A 17,828-nucleotide genomic window follows, 5' to 3' on the forward strand; every position below is an offset into this window, starting at 1 on the left:
GCCATGGCCATGCCGCTCCGTCAGACCGTCCGCATCGGCACCTACCTGGCCCAGCAGAAGCTCCGCAGGCGGGACAAGTTCCCGCTGATCGTCGAACTGGAGCCGCTCTACGCCTGCAACCTGGCCTGCGAGGGATGCGGCAAGATCCAGCATCCGGCGGGCGTGCTCAAGCAGCGCATGCCGGTCGCGCAGGCGGTCGGTGCCGTCCTGGAGTCGGGCGCGCCGATGGTGTCGATCGCGGGCGGCGAGCCGCTGATGCACCCGCAGATCGGCGAGATCGTGCGGCAGCTCGTCGCCCGCCGCAAGTACGTCTTCCTGTGCACCAACGCGATGCTGCTGCGTAAGAAGATGGACCTCTTCACTCCGTCGCCGTACTTCGCGTTCGCGGTGCACATCGACGGGCTCCGCGAGCGCCACGACGCCTCGGTGGCCAAGGAGGGCGTCTTCGACGAGGCGGTGGCCGCGATCAGGGAGGCCCAGCGGCGCGGCTTCCGGGTCACCACCAACTCGACGTTCTTCAACACCGACACCCCGCAGACCGTCGTGGACGTCCTCGACTACCTCAACGACGAGCTGAGGGTCGACGAGATGATGATCTCGCCCGCCTATGCCTACGAGAAGGCCCCCGACCAGGACCACTTCCTGGGCGTCGAGCAGACCCGCGCGCTCTTCCGGAAGGCCTTCGCGGGCGGCAACCGCCGCCGCTGGCGGCTCAACCACAGCCCGCTCTTCCTCGACTTCCTGGAAGGCCGGGCCGACTTCCCCTGCACCGCGTGGGCGATCCCCAACTACTCCCTCTTCGGCTGGCAGCGCCCCTGCTACCTGATGAGCGACGGCTATGTGGCCACCTACCGCGAGCTGGTGGAGGAGACCGACTGGGAGGCGTACGGCCGCGGCCGCGACGCGCGGTGCGCCAACTGCATGGCGCACTGCGGGTACGAGCCGACCGCCGTGCTGGCGACGATGGGCTCGCTCAGGGAGTCGCTGCGGGCCGTGCGCGAGACCGTGGGCGGCTCGAAGGCGTGAGCCGCGCCGCCCGGCGTGCTCAGTCCTCCAGCAAGCGTGCCCGGAGCCGTTCGCGCGTCCCGTCGGCCAGCTTCAGGCCCTCCCCGAGGTAGCTCTCGACCCCGCCCCACGTCTCCTCGATGGCGTCGTACGCCGCCGCGAGGTAGGAGGGGCGGGCGTCGAAGAGCGGTGCCAGCAGTTCCATCACCTCGGGCGACAGCCCGCCCTCCGCCCCCTCGGAACGGTGCACCTTGTAGCGGCGGTGCGGCGAGTTCGACGTGAGGTAGTCCGCCTCGATCGCCTCCCGGTCCACGCCGACCGCGAGCAGCGTCACGGCGACGGAGAGGCCCGCACGGTCCTTGCCCGCGGCGCAGTGCATCAGGGCGGGCAGGCTGTCCTCGGCCATGGCGTGCAGCACCCGGCTGTGCTCGCCCGTCCGGTGCCGGATGATCGACCGGTACGAGGCGGTCATCCGGCCGGCCGCCTGCCCGTCCGAGAGCGCCCGGCGCAGCTGCGCCATGTCCCCGTCCCGCACCATCCGCCAGAACTCCGCGCCCTCCGCCGGGTCCGTCAGCGGAATGTTGACGTTGCGGACGCCCGGCAGCCGGGCGTCCGGCCCTTCCAGGGCCTGGTCGGCCGCGTTGCGGAAGTCGAAGACCGTGTGCAGCCCCAGCCCGCCGAGGAACTCCACGTCTTCCGCGGTTGCGTGCGCCAGATGGCCGCTGCGGAACAGGACGCCCGGACGCACCCGGCGCCCCTCGGCGGCCGGCAGCCCGCCCACGTCGCGGAAGTTGCGCACCCCGGTCAGCTTCGGCTCGGCGGACTGCTGCGTCACATGCGCTCCCTGAGGGTCGGCCCCGGCCCGGTGGGCGGTCGGCGGATGGCTCGATTCCGGCCCTCCCGACGATACGGCACTCGCACAGGGGTTCACGTTCCGTGGCGAGGCATATACCGTACGGGCATGCGTGCCGATTCAGACATCCCGGGCTTAGGCTGCTGCGTTCCGGACGACTCCCCGGTGTCGTTCCGCCGCCCGGCGGCCGCTGTCCTTCGCCGGGTCAACTCGTGTACGCCGCGCCGGGGTTGCGCTCCGCATGCTTCCCCTCTCAGGGCCTCGGGCGTCACCCGATCGGGTCTGGCGAGGGTGGCGAACGGCGCGGAGACGACTCTGTGTGGTCGCGGGGGCGTATAGCGTGACGGTTCTCCGCTGTCCCGCCTTCCCCCGAGTCCCCGAGGACGTTGCCCATGCCTGACCTCGCCGACGCCCTGCGCCCTCTCGTGGAGGCGGCGCTGGTGTGCGTGCTGGTCGCACTGTCCCTGCGGCTGCGTACCCTGCGCCGGCTGCGCCGCGAACTGGCGGAGTCCCGCGCGGAGGTGCGAGCCGGGCAGGACGAACTGGCCCGGCACCGGGCCCGGGTGCTGCCCGACGCGCTCGCCGAGGCCCACCAGCAGGCGGAGGAGGCGACACAGGGCCTGCTGCGCTCGGTGGCCCGCACGGTGCAGGGGCTCGCCAACAGCCAGCAGAAGAAGATCACCGACATGCTGCGGCGCCACGACGACCCCGACTTCGTCGAGGACCTGCTCGTCGTCGACCACACCAACGCCCAGATCCTCCGCCGGTCCGCCGGGATCACGGTGGTCTGCGGCTCCTGGCCCGGGCGCCAGCACGACGCCACCCCGCTGGTCGACGTGGTGCGCGGCGCGGTGGGCCGCATCCTGGACTACCGGCGCGTCCAGCTCGTGCGGGTGGAGGACGGCAGGGGCGTCGTCGGCCGCGTGGTCGAGGGGCTCGTCCTCACGCTCGCCGAACTCCTGGAGAACGCCACCCGTTACTCCAACCCCAGCACGCTGGTGCAGGTGCACGTCCAGCTCACGCACCACGGGCTGGCCGTCGTCATCGAGGACGCCGGCATCGGGCTCAACCCGGCCGAGCGGGAACGCGTCGCCCGCGTCCTCGCTCCCGACGGGCCCGCGCCGGACCTGACCGGACTCGGCAACCCGCCGCACTTCGGACTGGTCGTGTGCGCCCTGCTGGCCCGCCGCTACGGCTTCACCGTGCACGTCGACGGCAGCTCCGCCTTCGGCGGCGTCCGGGCCGTGGTGAACCTGCCCAGCGACCTGCTCACCGACGCCCTCCCGCCGCCCGGCCACGACGACGCGGCCGTCCCCGCCGTGGCCCCCGCTGCGCCGGCACCGCCGCCGCAGCGCACCGCCCCCTCGGTGCCGGCACCGGCGCCGGCACCGGCACCGCGCCCGCAGCGCACCGCCGCCGCGGACCCGCCCGTCACCGCCGTCGGACTGCCCCGGCGCGTCCCCCGCACCGACGGCGAGGAGCCGCCCGCACCCCCGCCCGGGCCGCCCGCCACGGCGGACCCCGAACCGTCCCCGGCGCCGCTCGGCGGCTTCCTCCGCGGCAGCCGGGCCGCCAGCCACGCACGACCGACCACCGAAGGGAACCCAGAGCCATGACCGACAACCGTGACGCCTGGATGCTCCGCCAGGTACTGGATCAGCCCGGTGTGCTCGATGCGATCCTCGTCTCCGCGGACGGCCTCCTGCGGGCCTTCTCGCCCGGCCTGGACCGGGACGACGCCGAGACCGTCGCCGCAGCCCTGGCCGGCGTGCAGGCGACCAGCCGGGCCACCGCGCGGTTCTGCCGGGCCGAAGAGGGCTCCTGGGAGCAGTCCCTGGTGCAGTTCGGAGGCGGCTTCGTGCTCACCGTCCGGGCCGGGGAAGGGATGTTCATGTCCGTCGCCACCGGCGCCGACGCCGACATCGAGGCGGTCGCCTACCGCATGCACCAGGTCGTCGGGCAGATGGGCCGGGAGCTGGTCAGCCCGCCCCGGCAGAGCGTGGGCAGTCCACGGTGAGCCGCCCGCGCCGCCGTGCGGACCTGGTCCGCGCCTACGTCATCACCGGCGGCCGGGCCCGGCCCACCCGCAACACGCACGTGCTGGACGTGGTCACCCTGGTGACGGCGACGCCCGACCGCACAACCGCCGGGCTGGCCCCCGAGCAGCGGGCGGCCGTGGACATGGTGCGCGGCGGCTTCCTCTCCGTCGTCGAACTCGCCAGCCATCTCGGGCAGCCGCTCACCGTGACCCGCGTCCTGCTCTCCGACCTGCTGGACACCGGCCACCTGGTCACCCGGCTGCCCGAGGCCCGGACACCGGAACCCCTCAGCGAGGTGCAGATCCTGGAACGCGTCCTGGCCGGCCTCCACGCCCTCTGAGCCGCCGACAGGCCGCGCCTCCCCGCGTCCGCCGCCCCACCAGGCCCACCACCAGCCCCACCAGCCCCACCGCATGCCGCACCTGGAGCCTCCGTGACGACCCCACACCACCCCGCGACCGCGCCGCGGACCGGCGGCCGCTGCCCGGTGGCGGCCCCGGCCCTGCACGGCCCCCGCTTCGCCGCCGACCCCGACGCCGCCTACGCGGCGCTCCGCGACCGCGGCCCGGCCCACTGGGTCGAACTCGCCCCCGGCGTCGAAGCCGTCCTGGTCACCGACTACGACGTCGCCCTGTACGTGCTGCGCAGCCCCTGGTTCAGCCGGGACGCCCGCCGCTGGGCCGCCATGGCCGAGGGACGGGTGCCCTTCGACAACCAGGTGGTCCCGATGATGGGCTGGCGGCCCAGCCTGCTCTTCGCCGACGGGGAACGCCATCTGCGGCTGCGCACCTCCGTCGACGACACCCTGGCCCGCGTCAACCCGCACCGGCTGCGTCGCTACGTCCAGCGCAGCGCCGTCGCGCTCATCGACTCCTTCGGCCCGGACGGCGGCGCCGACCTGGTCGGCGGTTACGCGGACCGGCTTCCCGTCCTCGTCCTCGCCCAGCTCTTCGGCTGCCCCGACGAGATCGCGACCCGGATGGCCGCCGCCTTCCGCAGCATGATCGACGCCGAACCGGCCGCCGCCCAGCAGGGCAGCGCCGACCTCGCCCGCTGCCTCGGCGACCTGGTGGCCGCCAAACGCCGCACCCCGGGCGCCGACGTGACGTCCTGGCTGCTCAACCACTCCGCGTCACTGAGCGACGAGGAGACCATCCACCAGCTGGTCGCGCTGCTGGGCGCCGGTACCGCCCCGCAGTCCGCGTGGATCTCCACCTCCGTGCTGCTGCTCCTCACCGACGACCGGTTCGGCCACGACCTCACCGGCGGCAGCCTCACCGTCGTCGACGCGCTGAACGAAGTGCTGTGGACCCGACCGCCGATGTCCAACTACTGCTTCCACTACGCCGTCGCCGACCAGGTCCTCCGGGACGTCCGCGGCCGCGAGTTCGCGGTGCCGCCCGGCGTGCCGGTGCTGGTCTCGCACGCCGCCGCCAACACCGACCCGGCGGTCGCCGCGCACGGCGCGCTCGCCGCCAACCACTCCCATCTGGCCTTCAGCGCCGGCCCGCACCTGTGTCCCGCGAAGGACATCGCCGGCGTCATCGCCGAGGCCGCGATCGAGACGCTGCTCGACCTGCTGCCCGAGATGGAGCTGGCTCTCCCGCCCGACCGGCTCACCTGGCGTCCCGGGCCGTTCCACCGCAGCCTCGCCGCGCTCCCCGTCGTCTTCCCCGGCACCGCTCCCCGCAGACCCCCGGACGTCACGCCCCGATGACCGCGTGGGCCTGATCGCGTACCGTCGCGGCCAGGAGCCGGCCGGTACCGCGCAGGAAGGAGAACGCATGGACGCCACCGTGGACTTCACCCCCGCCACGGACGACACGCCGGTGGCCACGTACACCTGGCTGCCGTCCGCCGGGAGCCCCCGCGCACTGGTGCAGATCGCGCACGGCGCGGCCGAACACGCGGTCCGCTACGACCGGTTCGCCCGCCACCTGACCGACCACGGCTACGCGGTGGTCGCCTCCGACCACCGCGGACACGGCCGCACCGCCGACCACACCGGCGGCCTGGGCGTCGCCGGGTCCGGCGGCTGGCGCGCGGTCGTCGACGACCTGCACACCGTCGGGCGGCGCGCGCGGTCCGCGCTGCCGCCGGACCTGCCGTACGTGCTGCTCGGGCACAGCATGGGCTCCCAGCTGGCCCGCGACTTCGCCCAGGAGTACGGCGGCGACCTGGACGGACTGATGCTGTCCGGCACCTTCCGCTCCCTGCCCGGCTGCGAGACGCAGAGCGCGGCCGAACGGCTGCGCGGTGAGGTCGAGGAGCGGGGGCGGGACGCCCTGTCGGACTTCGTCCCGTCGCTGTTCGGCTCCTTCAACGACCCCTACCCGCACCGCACCGGCTTCGAATGGCTCTCCCGGGACGAGGCCGAGGTCGACGCGTACGTCGCCGACGCGCGGTGCGGCTTCCCGTTCAGCGCCGGACTCTCCCTGGACTGGGTCCTGGCCGTGCGCCGGATCAACGATCCCGCGCGCCTCGCCCGCATCCCCCGCGACCTCCCCGTGCACGTCGCCGTCGGCGACCGCGACCCGTGCCACGGCGGCATGACGCTGGTGTACGAACTGCTGGAGGACTTCCGCTACGTGGGCACACGGGACCTGACCTGGCGCGCCTACCCCCAGGCGCGGCACGAGATCCTCAACGAGACCCACCGCGACGAGGTGCAGGCCGACCTGCTGGCCTGGCTGGACGCGCGCACCGCCCGCTGAACCGCTCGGCCGGCGCGCACTCCCGCGCCGGCCGGGGAAACCCGGCGGGCCGGCCCGGGAGCACCGCTCAGGCGGTCGCCCAGTGCGCCACGATCTCCTCCGCGGGTGCCGGGCGCGCGTAGTACCAGCCCTGCGCGGTGTCGCAGCCCAGTTCGCGCAGCTGCGCCGCCTGCGCCTCGGTCTCCACGCCCTCCACGGTGACGCGCAGTCCCAGCGCGTGCGCCAGCGACACGATGCCGCCGACGAAGGTCACGTCGACCGGGTCCGCCGGATGCTGCTGGAGGCCCTGGGTGAAGGAGCGGTCCAGTTTCAGCGTCGTCGCCGGCAGCCGCCGCAGGTTGGCCAGGTTGGAGTAGCCGGTGCCGAAGTCGTCCAGGGCGATGTCGACGCCCATCTCGGCGAGCTGCCGCAACGGCTTGAGTTCGTCCTCGTCGGCGCCGATCAGAGCGCTCTCCGTGACCTCCAGACAGAGCGACGCGGGGGTGAGGCCGGCCCGCTCCAGCACGGCCACGGTGTCCTGCACCAGGTCGGGATGGTGCAGCTGCCGGGGCGAGAGGTTCACGTTGACCCGGATCGGTTCGCCGTCCGCCGCCCGGCCGCCCAGCGCCGGGTGGGCACACCAGTCGTACGCCTGCCGCACCGCCTGCTCCAGCACCCAGCGGCCCAACGGCACGATCAGCCCGGTGTGTTCGGCCAGCGGGATGAAACGGTCCGGTCCCAGCAGGCCGTGCACCGGGTGCCGCCAGCGCACCAGCGCCTCGGCGCCGGTCAGCCGGCTGTCGCTCATCCGTATCAGCGGCTGGTACTCGAGGAAGAACTCGCCGCGCTCCAGGGCGCCGGGCAGGTGGTTGGTGAGGCTGTGCCGGTCGATCGCGCGGGCGTCGGAGACCGGGTCGGCGATCTCGTACCGGTTGCCGCCCGAGTCCTTGGCCCGGTACATGGTGATGTCCGCGCTGCGCAGCACCTCCGCGGGGCCCAGTTCGCCGCTGCTGCCCTCCACGATGCCGATGCTGGCACGGACCGACAGGTCGCGGCCGTCGACGGTGATCGGCGTGGCCAGTGCGGCCAGCGCCTGCCGGGCCAGCTCCGTGACCTCCTCGCGGCCGGAGGGGTTGGAGATCAGGGCGACGAACTCGTCCCCGCCGATCCGCCCCACCAGATGGTTGGGCGCCGCCGCGCAGGACTGGAGGCGCTCGGCCACGGACACCAGCAACTGGTCGCCGACCGCGTGTCCCAGGCTGTCGTTGACGGCCTTGAACCCGTCGATGTCCAGGTAGAGCAGGCCGAACCTGCCGCTGCGGCTCTCGTCGCCTCGCCCTGTCGGTCCCGTCCCCGCCAGCACGCGCTCCAGCCGCTCCGCGAACAGTGTCCGGTTGGGCAGGCCGGTCAGCTCGTCGTGCGTCGCCTCGTACCGAAGCCGCAGGTGCAGCAGGCGCCGTTCGGTGATGTCCTCCATCAGGGCGAGCTGGTAGCGGGGCTCGCCCTCGGCGCCGCGCAGCAGTGAGACGGTGAGGTTCGTCCACAGCACCGTGCCGTCCGGCCGGTGGTACGGCTTCTCCACACGGAAGTGGTCCCGCTCGCCGCGCACCAGCTCCCGGTGCATGCGCCACACCTCGGGCGCGTCGCTGGGATGCACCCACTCGCTGACGTTCCGCCGCCGCAGCTCGTCCTCGGAGCAGTTGAACATGCGGGCGAGCGCACCGTTGACGTCGCGGATCCGCCCGTCCATGTCGGCGATGCCGATACCGATGGTGGCGTCCTTGAAGACCGTGCGGAACCGCGTCTCGCTGGTGTGCAGCGCCTCCTCCACGGCTGCCTGAGCGGCCAGCGCCGCCCGGGACAGCGCCTCCTGCTCCGCACGCGTCCGCTCACGGAGCGCCTTGGCGAACCCGGCGGCGACCGCGTGCTGCAGGCGGGAGCAGCGGGCACGGCCCTCCTCCACCGGCAGCGGGGTGTCCGCGGCGCTGTAGAGCACGAGGTAGGACTCCACCACGCCGAGGATCTGCGGCAGAGAGTCCGGGGCGGTGCAGTGCGCCGCCACCAGCGCCTCCCCGACCTCCCGGCCGGGCGCGGGGGTGAAGGGATGCGCGTGCAGCGCATCGCCGAGCCGGACGGCGAGCGGATGGAGGTAGTCCTCGAACTCCGCGCGCGTCATCGAGGTCGCCGTCGCGGGGTAGACCGCACGGCTCCAGATGGTCGCGAAGCGCCGCAGCCCGTCGGCCGCGGTCCCCTTCAGCTGCGGCGCGGGATTCACCCGGCATGCTCCGGCTTGCGGCCCACCCCGGCGAATCCGCTGAACATCACCGGGTCCTCCTGGTCCGTGGGGGAGTCCGGGCGCCAGCGGGGCATCGCCACCAGACCGGGCTCCACCAGGTCCCAGCCCTCGAAGAACCGCGCCACGTCCGCCTCGGGGCGCATCAGCAGCGGAGAACCGATACGGCGGTAGACGTTCGACGCGCCCTCGCCGCGGTCCGCGACCTTGTACTCGCCGTCGCCGGACGCGTGGGTGATCGCCAGCATGCTGCCCGGCGGAAGCGCGTCCCGTAGTTCCGCGACCGCCTTCCACGGCTCGTCCCGGTCCTCGATGAAGTGCAGCACCGCGACCAGCAGCAGCACCACCGGTCTGTCCAGGTCGAGCAGCCGCTCCACCTCGGGGCTGCGCAGGATGTCGCGCGGCGCACGGAAGTCGGCGGACACCACGTCCGTACGGTCGTTGTCCTGGAGCACCGCCCGGCTGTGCGCCACCGCGACCGGGTCGTTGTCCACGTACACCACGCGTGCCTCGGGGTCCGCCTGCTGGGCGACCTCGTGCACGTTGCCGAAGGTGGGGATGCCGGAGCCTATGTCGAGGAACTGCGTCAGGCCCTGCGCGACGGCGTACCGGATGGCGCGGCGCATGAACGCCCGGTTGGCCTGCATCACCTTCGGCAGCCCCGGCCACGCCTCGATGGCCTTGCGGCCCGCCTCCCGGTCGACCTCGAAGTTGTGCGAACCGCCCAGGTAGTAGTCGTAGATGCGGGAAACGCTCGGGACGGTCAGGTCTATGCCCTGCGGGGCCCACGCGGGACGTTCCATCAAGGTCTCCAGCTCTTCTTCGGCTCGGCGGTCCGGACGTCAGGCTACTGACCGCGCGGGGCGGGGGCGAGGAATCGTCGCCTCAAAGGCTGGATCTTGTCACGAAGTCGAGCAGACCGGATCCCCTGTGGAGGAAACTCCGTGCGAGGCTTGCCCCTTGTGTTCCGTTCTCCCCACTGGAGGGCGCGGCCACGCGCGCGGCGGAAACCCAGGTTGCGGGCACGCGCGGTTCTCTGACGCCGCGTCGGACACCGCGGCACGGCATCTGCCGGGATCAGGAGCCGAGTTCGAGAACCGTCTTCACGCCCCCGGGCTCCCGCTCGGCGAAGGCGTCGGCGAAGGAGTCCAGCGGCACCCGCCGCGTGATGACGCGCTCCAGCCACTCCCGGTCGCCCCCGGCGAGCGCGGCCGCCGCCTGCCGGAAGTGGTCGCGGTGCGCGTTCACCGAACCGACCACCACCGCGTTGTCCAGCACCAGCTCGGTGTTCAGCTCACCGGCGTCGATGCGCAGCGTGCGGCCGGAGGGGGACAGCCCCGTCAGGCAGAGCACGCCGTACGGGCCCAGCGACCGCATCGCACCGAACGCCACCGGGGGAGCGCCCGTCGCCTCGATCACCACGTCCGGCCGTACCCGCTCCATCACCGCGGTCACGTCGTCGCTGTGGTACGTCGCCCCCAGCTCCCGTGCCAGCTCGGGCTTCCGCCCCTCCTCGGCGCGGTCCAGCACGTGCACGGCCAGCCCCCGCTGCCGGCCCAGCAGCGCCGCCAGCAGCCCGACCGGTCCGGCGCCCGTCACCAGCACCGACTCCGGGGCGAACCAGGAGCGGTCCCCGATGCGCTGCACCTGGTCCCAGGCCTTGGCCACCACCGTCGTCGGCTCCAGCAATGCCCCGACCCGCTCCAGCCCCGGCGACAGCCGCACCGCGTAGGCCGGGTCGACCGTCCAGAGCGTGGAGGCGTAGCCGTCCAGGTCCTTGATGCCGCGTTCGCCGTAGCGGCCGTTGCGGCACATGTCCACGAAGCCGTGTGCGCACGCCCCGCACGGCACCGGGTCCGGCCGGCGCACCATCCCCACCACCAGCTCGCCGGGCACGAAGCCCGAGCCTTCGGGCGCCCTGCGGACCTTGCCGAGTGACTCGTGCCCGATGAGCAGCCGGTCCCCACCCGGCGGGGCGCTGCCGTGCGCGCCGGAGACGATCTCCCGGTCGGTGCCGCACACGCCGATCGCGACACCCTCCACCAGCAGCTCGCCGGGCGCCGGTTCGGGATCCGGCCGTTCCTCGACGCGGAGGGAACCCTCACGGCCGGGTACGACGGTCAGTGCCCGCATGGCGGCTCCACGACGGCGTCGGCAGGTGCTGTCACGACAGCGTGGTACCTCGGCGCGGTCGGATGAAACCGGGCGCTCCCGGGGGCTCACCCGGCGGTTCCCGTGCGGTGACACTCCGTGGGTACGGCGCTCCGCGGGGGCCGCACCCGTGCGGCCCCCGCACCGTTCCGGCGCGCGGGTGGACACTGGCCTCAGGGGCGGAAGCGAGCGCGACGCGGACGCGAGGCGGTGAGCAGAGTGCGGCACGGTGAGCGGCGCAGGCGGGACCCCTACCGGCGCGCGACCCGCGCCCCGGTGCCCCGCTCGCGCTCCGGCGCGGTGGGGCGCCGCCGGGAGCGCACCGGGACGGAGCCCGTCACCGCGCGCAGCGCCCTCGGGCTGCGGCTGCTGCTGTCCGCGGTGTTCCTCCCCGTGTTCCTCGCGGTCACCGCCCTGTTCTGGTACTGGACCCTGGTGAGCGGCCCGCAGGACGTTCCGGACAGCGGGTCGCTGCGCGTGCTGGCCATCGCCTGCGCGGTGCTGTCCGTGCTGGCACTGGTGGATCTGGTGGCCGTCCTGCGGCGTCGCCGCCGCGAGCATCCGCGGCTGCCGCCACCCCGCTGACCTGCGCCGCACCGGTCCCGCCACCGGGGGCCACCACCCGAACGCGGCCCCTCCACCGGTACGCCTCCCACGGCGTTTCCGCCCGGCGGGCACGGGTACCGCGGACGGCATGAACGACCCCGAAACGACCGAGAACGGTGCCCCTGCCGAAGGCGAGACCCCTCCGGAGGGCCGGGCAACGGAATCCGGGGAGCGGGCCGCGTCGCCCGAATACCGGGAGCCGCGCGTCGTGGACGAGCCGACCGATCCCGGTGCGGCCCCCGAGGACGAGGGCATCCCCGACCTCCAGGACGGCACCCCGGAGGCGCAGCGGGCCGAGGACCCGCAGCAGATGCCCGTGCCCGGCGAACGCCCGGTCGCCGCCGAGAGCTTCGGCACCACTTCCGCAGAGCAACTGGAGGGCGAGTCGCTGGACGACCGACTCGCCGAGGAGGAACCCGACGTGGGCGTCGGCGGAGCCGACCGGCTCACCGCGCCCGAGGACACCACCACCCCGGAGGCCGGTCAGCTCAGCGACGACCCGCTGCCCGGCACACGGCCCGCCAACCAGGACAGCTTCGCCACCGAGTCGGACGCCGAGGGTCTGTCGGGGGAGGAGTCCGCGGTCCACGTCTCCGACGACGACGCGGACGACCTGGGGCTGCGCTTCGACGAGGACGAGCCCGGCGGCGGCCCGCCGCCGCGTGGCTGACCCGCCGGGAGGGCCCGGCCCGCCCGGCGTTCCGCCTCAGATGCCGACCCCGCGCCCGCGCAGATAGGCCAGCGGGTCGATGTCGGAGCCGTAGCCCGGGCCGGTGCGCACCTCGAAGTGCAGGTGCGGGCCCGTGGAGTTGCCCGTCGAGCCGGAACGGCCCAGTCGCTGGCCCGCGTTGACGTGCTGCCCGGACGACACCGAGATCGCCGACAGATGCGCGTACTGGCTGTAGCGGCCGTCGTCGTGCCGGAGCACCACCTGGTAGCCGTACGCGCCCGCCCATCCCGCGGACACCACGTCGGCGCCGGAGACGGCCCGCACGGTGGTGCCGGTGGGCACGGGGAAGTCGACGCCGGTGTGGTATCCGGAGGACCAGCCGCTGCCCGAGGCCCGGTACGGGGTCCCGGTGTGCGCCCCCGCCACCGGCGACACGGCCTTCGGCGACGCCGCCTTCTCGGCTCTCGGTTCCGGCTTCGGTTTCGGGTTCGGCTTCGTTTTCGCCTCGGGCTCGGGTTTCGGGGCGGGCTTCTCCGTCTGCTGCTTCTGCTGCTCCGGCTTCTCCGCCCGCTGCTCGCGCTGCTCCGGCTTCGCCGCGGGCGCAGACGCGGCCCGGTCCTCCAGACTCAGCCGCTGCCCGGGGAGGATGAGGTCCGGGTCGCCTCCGACGACGTCCCGGTTGCGGTCGTAGAGGGCGGGCCAGCCGCCGTCCACCTCGTGCGCGCGGGCGATGGACGACAGACTGTCGCCGCCCACCACCTCGTACGAGGTGGCCTGGCTGCGGCGTTCGGCCCGGGCCGCCGCCGCGCGTTCCGCGCGTTCCGCCCGGGCCCGCGAGGTCTCCGCGGCCTCCGTCTTCGTCTGCGGCTCCGCCTCGGTCGTCGTCGCCGCGTCCGCGCCGCCGGCCGGCCGGGCGTCGTCCGCCCCGAGCCCGGCGCGCGGCCCGCAGGTGGGCCAGGCCTGTTCCCCCTGCCCCTCCAGCACCTTCTCGGCCACGGCTATCTGCTGGTCCTTCGTGGCCTGGTCGGCGCTGGGCGCGTAGCGGGTGCCGCCGTAGGCCTCCCAGGTGCTCTGGGCGAACTGGAGCCCGCCGAAGTACCCGTTGCCGGTGTCGATGTGCCAGCGGCCGCTGCTCTCGCACTCGGCGACCCGGTCCCAGGTGTCCTCCGCGGCGGCGTGACCGGCGGCGGCCACGAGCGGCAGGGCGAGGCCGGCGCCGCCGGCCGTGACTCTGAGCGAGGTGCGGGAGACGGGGCCGGGCCGGTGGCGGCGGTGGCGTCCACGTGCGGGCATGAGTGTCCTCCCCACGCCGGCGGGGCGGCGTCGGTGTCGCGACGGATGAAGCGGGTGCCGCGTACCCCGGTGGGGGAGCGGCGTGGCGGGCACCGCGTCACTGGTGCCCGAAGCGCACCCCCTCCCAGGGAAGGCCGGTGACCTCGGGGTCCGCGCGCCGGCCCGGGCGTCTGCCGGGCTCGGCCTCCTCGATCACCGGCTCGGCCTCCCCGGCGCGCACGGTCCAGCGCAGCAGCGCCTGCCGCAGCCGGTCGGCGACCTCGCGGTGCGAGGGGAGGCCCGCCAGATTGTCCAGTTCGTACGGGTCGGCGTGCAGGTCGTACAGCTCGGACTCCACGTAGCGGGTGGCCGAGGCGTCGTGCCACGGGTGCGCGTCCGGCGCGGCCACCGCGTACTTCCAGCGCGCGGTCCGCACCGCTCGCCCCACCTGCGACTCGCTGATCTGCACGAACACCTCCTCCGGACGGCCCGGGTCGGTGCCGCCCCCGACCAGCGGCAGGAACGACCGTCCCTGCACGGAATCCGGCACCTGTACGCCGCAGGCGTCCAGCAGCGTCGGCATCAGGTCCAGGGTGCTCACCGGGCGGCGGATCAGCCCGCCGCCGTCGAAGCCCGGACCGGTCAGCGCCAGCGGAACCCGTACCGACGCGTCGTGCGCGCTGCGCTTGTACTCGGCGTTCCGGGTGCGGAAGTGGCTGCCGTGGTCCGCCGTGTAGGCGACGATCGTGTCCTCGGCGATGCCCAGGCTGCGCAGGGCGTCGCGCAGCCGGCCGAGGCCCTCGTCGACCCGGGCGATCTGCCCCAGGTAGCCGCCGAGGTGGCGGTGCGGTCCGCCGTACCGGGCGCCGGGGCCGAGTGCGGCCAGGTCCGGTGGCAGCCAGCGGCCGGTGAACCGCTCCGCGTACCCCTCCGGGGCCGGGTAGTCGTCGGTGGCGTTCTGGTGGTGGGGTTCCAGCAGCGAGAGGAACAGCAGGAACGGCCGGTCGTGGTGGTCGGCGAGGAACCGTACGGAGGCGTCGACCAGCGCGTCGGACCGGTAGCCGGGCAGCCGCACCGGCGCGCCGTCGCCGTCGTAGACGACCGTGCGGTGGGCGTCGGAGGTGAACTCCAGGATCTCGCTGGCCAGCCAGCTCTCGTAGCCGGCACGGTACTTCGGCGGCACGGGGCCGTGGCCGGAGGCCTCCGCCGCCAGGTGCCACTTGCCGATGTAGCCCGTGGCGTACCCGGCGTCGCCGAGGCAGCCGGCCAGGGTGGGCAGCGCCGGGTCCAGCGCCAGGCCGTTGCGGAAGACGCCGGTGGCGGTCGGGAACATCCCGGTCTGCAGCGCGGCGCGGGCGGGTGCGCACACCGGCTGCGGGGTGATCGCGTGCTCCACGTGGGTGCCGGTGCGTGCCATCCGGTCGAACACCGGGGTGGCGCCTGCCGGGTTGCCGTGCGCGCCCGTGGTGTCCCAGCGCTGCTGGTCGGTGAGGACGACGACCACGTTCGGCGGGCGGCGGCTCACAGTTCGATACCCCGTGCCCGTGCGTACCGGCGGGCCGCCCGTTCGGCGTCCGCCTCGTCGGGATAGACCTCGCACACGAGCCCTTCGCCTCCGGTCAGGTTGTGTTCCAGTTCGTACAGGCGGAGTTCGGTGCCGTCCGCCAGCAGGAAGGCGTGTTCGTACAGCGAGCACCACAGGCGCAGGCCGGGAGGGCAGGCGGGCGGCCGCGGCACGTGCACGATGTCGTGGCCGCGGGCGTCGGCCAGCAGCCGGAGCGTCTCCTCACCCGGCCGGTCGGGGTTCTCGGCCCTGCGTAACAGGCGGCGCGCGTGCCCCGGGGAGTCCTCCAGCGACCAGGGCCGGGACCGGGTGATCTCCTCCAGCAGCAGGTCCTCGATGTCGCCGGGGGCGCCGGGGGAGCCCGGGAGGTCCAGAAGATCGAGGGCGTCGAGCGGGTCGAGGGGGTCGAGGGGGTCGGGGTCGTCCAGTTCGTCGAAGGACTCGGGCCCTGTGGAGTGCGGGCGGAGGGCGTCCGTGCCGGGTGGGGAGGGGCGGTCGTCCCTGGTCCCGGCCGAGCGCGGGCCGGGAACCGGGCCACCGCCGTGCACGCGACGCTCGGAGCGGCGCAGGGCGTCCTCGGTCTCGTATATCTCGAACCGCGGGCCCCGTGGTCCGCCGTCGCCGGCGGGGTCCTCCTCCTGGGGTGCGCCCACCCGCCACAGCTCCCACAGGGTCTGGACGCCGCCGTCCGCCAGCAGGAAGGTGTGCCGGGCCCGACCGCACCGCACCCCCGCGAGGGGTGCGGTCTCCGTGTCCGGCTCACCGGCTCCGGCGGACGCGCCGGTCGCACCGGTCGCAGCGGCGCCGCCGGTCGCGTCCCCGCGGCCGGTGTGCGGCATGTCGATCCGGCACAGCACGGCGCCGGACAGCCGTTCGAGGACCTCGTCCGAGACGTCGAAGGGGTTCTGTGCGCGCGCCAGCAGCATCCGCAGATGCCCTTCGGGCGACGCGTCCAGTGTCTCGCCCATGTGCGGAACCTCTCCTGTCCGAAGGCCGCTCCCGGCCGACGTCCGCTTCCCGCGGGCACTCACCGTAGCGTCCCGAACGCGTTCCGGGGGTGTGATTCGCCGGAAACCGGCGTCCTCCGAGGAGAATCCGGCCCGCGTTGCGCAGGCAGATGATCTGACCGGGTGAGGGCGGCCGCGCCACGCCGCGCCGCGCCCGGCCGGCCGCTCGGCGCGGGCCTAGCCTGCGGGCGTCGTCGTCCCGCGGAGGTGTGCCCGTGTCCCTGCTGACGCGTACCCGTGTACGTCGCGCCGTGCTGAGCGCCGTCCTCTGCGGCGGACTGCTGGCCGGTGCCGGAGCGGTGGTCGCCGACGGCGGCAACCGCCTGCCCGTCGCCCTGGCCGTCCCGCGCACCGACGTGTTCGCCGCCGCCGCGTCCCGGCCCGCCGACGGTCCCGGCCTCACCTTCCTCCTGGTCGGCCTGGACAAGCGCGCCGGACTGAGCAAGGCCGAGAAGCGTCGCCTCCACGTAGGCGGTGAGCCCTGCGACTGCACCGACGTCATGATGCTGGTGCACGTCTCGGCGGACCGCGAACGCGTCAGCGTGATCAGCATTCCCCGCGACTCCTACGTCTCCTTCGCCCGCCCCGACGACGCCCCTCCGCTCACCGGTACGCCGGTGCCGGCGGCCGGAAAGATCAACGGTGCGTACAAGCTGGGCGGCCCCGAGCTGACGGTCCGCACCGTCGAGAAGGCGACCGGGGTCCGCGTCGACCACTACCTGGAGGCCGACTTCCGCAGCTTCGTCGAGGCCGTCGACGGCCTCGGCGGCGCCACCGTGTGCACGGACGAGCCGATGCGCGACATCAACTCCGGTCTCGACCTGCGGCCGGGCACCCACCACCTCGACGGGCGGCGCTCGCTCCAGTACGTGCGCGCCCGCCACATCCCGCCGTCCGGCGACCTGGGCAGGATGCGCCGCCAGCAGCACTTCCTCGCCGAACTGGTCGACACCTTCGCCGACCGGGGCGTGCTCGACGACCCCGTTGCCCTCGCCCGCACCGCCGGGACGCTGCTGACCACGCTCCGTGCCGACGCGGAACTGACCACCGCACGCCTGCTCGTCCTCGGCCGCGCGCTGCGCGACCTGGACAGCGGGGACACCGCGTTCGCGACCGTGCCCCTCGCCGACTTCGACCACCGCGTGCCGGGCTGGGGCTCGACGCTTCTCTGGGACGAGGACCGCGCGCGCCGGCTCTTCGACGCCGTCCGCGAGGACCGCCCCCTCACGGACGGGGAGGCGTACGCCCTGCCCGCCCCCGGCGTCCCCGTGGCCTGGGCGCCCTCCGACGTCCCCGTGCGTGTCCAGGGCGGGCCGGCGGTGGAGGGGGAGGCCCGGCGGGTCGCGCGGGCCCTGCGCGGCAACGGATTCGACGTCCGCGCGCGTGCGTCCGCCGCCGCGGAGGCCCCCGCCCCGGCCGACGCGTCGGCCGGCGTTCCCGGGACGACCGAGATCCGCTTCCGCCCGGCCGATCGGCGCCGGGCCGCCTCGCTGGCGGCGGCCCTCCCGGACGCCGTACTCCGCCCGGTGCGCGGAGGGGGCCGCGTGCTGGAGGTGCGCGTGGGCCGGGCCGGAACCCGCGTGGTGCCGGTCGTGCACGACCGCAGCAGCGTCCAGGGCGCCCCCGCGAGGGGTGACATCCTGGACTGTGACGGCAACGGCTGACTTCCGGGAAC

16 protein-coding genes are annotated in these 17,828 nt (G+C 74.2%); 9 read left to right on the forward strand and 7 right to left on the reverse strand.

Translation table 11 applies throughout. The annotated features are described in order from the left end of the window. The first annotated feature begins 3 nt into the window (after positions 1-3). The gene (hpnH, locus tag K304_RS0101310; protein ID WP_027762268.1) at positions 4-1,026 is read left to right on the forward strand and encodes an adenosyl-hopene transferase HpnH; all 1,023 of its coding nucleotides are present in this window, start codon (positions 4-6) and stop codon (positions 1,024-1,026) included. Positions 1,027-1,045: 19 nt separating this feature from the next. Here hpnH and K304_RS0101315 read toward each other — a convergent pair whose 3' ends face one another. Next, positions 1,046-1,840 (reverse strand): tyrosine-protein phosphatase, encoded by a 795-nt coding sequence (locus K304_RS0101315; protein ID WP_027762269.1) that lies wholly within the window; start codon positions 1,838-1,840, stop codon positions 1,046-1,048. A gap of 410 nt (positions 1,841-2,250) precedes the next feature. Between K304_RS0101315 and K304_RS26685 the strand changes: the two genes are divergently transcribed. From K304_RS26685 to K304_RS0101340, 5 genes are all read left to right on the forward strand, one after another. Further along, positions 2,251-3,474, forward strand: a complete 1,224-nt coding sequence (locus K304_RS26685) for an ATP-binding protein (RefSeq protein ID WP_051307630.1) — start codon at positions 2,251-2,253, stop codon at positions 3,472-3,474. Next, the gene (locus K304_RS0101325) at positions 3,471-3,875 is read left to right on the forward strand and encodes a roadblock/LC7 domain-containing protein (RefSeq protein ID WP_027762270.1); all 405 of its coding nucleotides are present in this window, start codon (positions 3,471-3,473) and stop codon (positions 3,873-3,875) included. Before K304_RS26685 ends, K304_RS0101325 begins: the two co-directional genes overlap by 4 nt. Further along, entirely contained in the window at positions 3,872-4,237 is a 366-nt protein-coding gene (locus K304_RS0101330) for a DUF742 domain-containing protein (RefSeq protein WP_027762271.1), read from the forward strand. The genes K304_RS0101325 and K304_RS0101330 overlap by 4 nt, the downstream gene beginning before the upstream one ends. A 93-nt stretch (positions 4,238-4,330) precedes the next feature. After that, positions 4,331-5,614, forward strand: coding sequence for a cytochrome P450 (locus K304_RS26690; protein ID WP_078528232.1), 1,284 nt, complete (start codon positions 4,331-4,333; stop codon positions 5,612-5,614). Positions 5,615-5,681: 67 nt separating this feature from the next. Next, entirely contained in the window at positions 5,682-6,611 is a 930-nt protein-coding gene (locus K304_RS0101340) for an alpha/beta hydrolase (protein WP_027762272.1), read from the forward strand. Positions 6,612-6,678: 67 nt separating this feature from the next. Here K304_RS0101340 and K304_RS0101345 read toward each other — a convergent pair whose 3' ends face one another. The 3 genes from K304_RS0101345 to K304_RS0101355 form a co-directional block, all read right to left on the reverse strand. Further along, a complete protein-coding gene (locus tag K304_RS0101345) occupies positions 6,679-8,865 on the reverse strand; it encodes an EAL domain-containing protein (protein ID WP_027762273.1) in 2,187 nt (728 codons plus the stop codon). After that, positions 8,862-9,686, reverse strand: a complete 825-nt coding sequence (locus K304_RS0101350) for an SAM-dependent methyltransferase (protein WP_027762274.1) — start codon at positions 9,684-9,686, stop codon at positions 8,862-8,864. Before K304_RS0101350 ends, K304_RS0101345 begins: the two co-directional genes overlap by 4 nt. Before the next feature lie 274 nt (positions 9,687-9,960). After that, the gene (locus K304_RS0101355; protein WP_027762275.1) at positions 9,961-11,016 is read right to left on the reverse strand and encodes a glucose 1-dehydrogenase; all 1,056 of its coding nucleotides are present in this window, start codon (positions 11,014-11,016) and stop codon (positions 9,961-9,963) included. Positions 11,017-11,244: 228 nt separating this feature from the next. Between K304_RS0101355 and K304_RS0101360 the strand changes: the two genes are divergently transcribed. Continuing rightward, positions 11,245-11,619 (forward strand): DUF6343 family protein, encoded by a 375-nt coding sequence (locus K304_RS0101360; RefSeq protein ID WP_027762276.1) that lies wholly within the window; start codon positions 11,245-11,247, stop codon positions 11,617-11,619. 109 nt (positions 11,620-11,728) lie between these two features. Continuing rightward, positions 11,729-12,310, forward strand: a complete 582-nt coding sequence (locus tag K304_RS26695) for a DUF5709 domain-containing protein (RefSeq protein ID WP_486591541.1) — start codon at positions 11,729-11,731, stop codon at positions 12,308-12,310. Between the two features lie 36 nt (positions 12,311-12,346). On the opposite strand, the gene K304_RS0101370 is transcribed toward K304_RS26695, so the two are convergent. The 3 genes from K304_RS0101370 to K304_RS0101380 all read right to left on the reverse strand — a co-directional run bounded on the left by K304_RS0101370 (position 12,347) and on the right by K304_RS0101380 (position 16,114). Beyond that, positions 12,347-13,603 carry a transglycosylase family protein gene (locus K304_RS0101370; protein WP_027762277.1) on the reverse strand — a complete coding sequence of 419 codons (1,257 nt, stop codon included), beginning with the start codon at positions 13,601-13,603 and terminating at the stop codon, positions 12,347-12,349. 97 nt (positions 13,604-13,700) lie between these two features. Beyond that, positions 13,701-15,107 carry a sulfatase family protein gene (locus K304_RS0101375; RefSeq protein WP_051307632.1) on the reverse strand — a complete coding sequence of 469 codons (1,407 nt, stop codon included), beginning with the start codon at positions 15,105-15,107 and terminating at the stop codon, positions 13,701-13,703. Next, the gene (locus K304_RS0101380; protein WP_027762279.1) at positions 15,104-16,114 is read right to left on the reverse strand and encodes a DUF6227 family protein; all 1,011 of its coding nucleotides are present in this window, start codon (positions 16,112-16,114) and stop codon (positions 15,104-15,106) included. Before K304_RS0101380 ends, K304_RS0101375 begins: the two co-directional genes overlap by 4 nt. Positions 16,115-16,368: 254 nt before the next feature. Between K304_RS0101380 and K304_RS26700 the strand changes: the two genes are divergently transcribed. After that, positions 16,369-17,817, forward strand: coding sequence for an LCP family protein (locus K304_RS26700; protein WP_051307634.1), 1,449 nt, complete (start codon positions 16,369-16,371; stop codon positions 17,815-17,817). Positions 17,818-17,828: the final 11 nt, after the last annotated feature.

Source organism: Streptomyces sp. CNS606, from assembly GCF_000426325.1.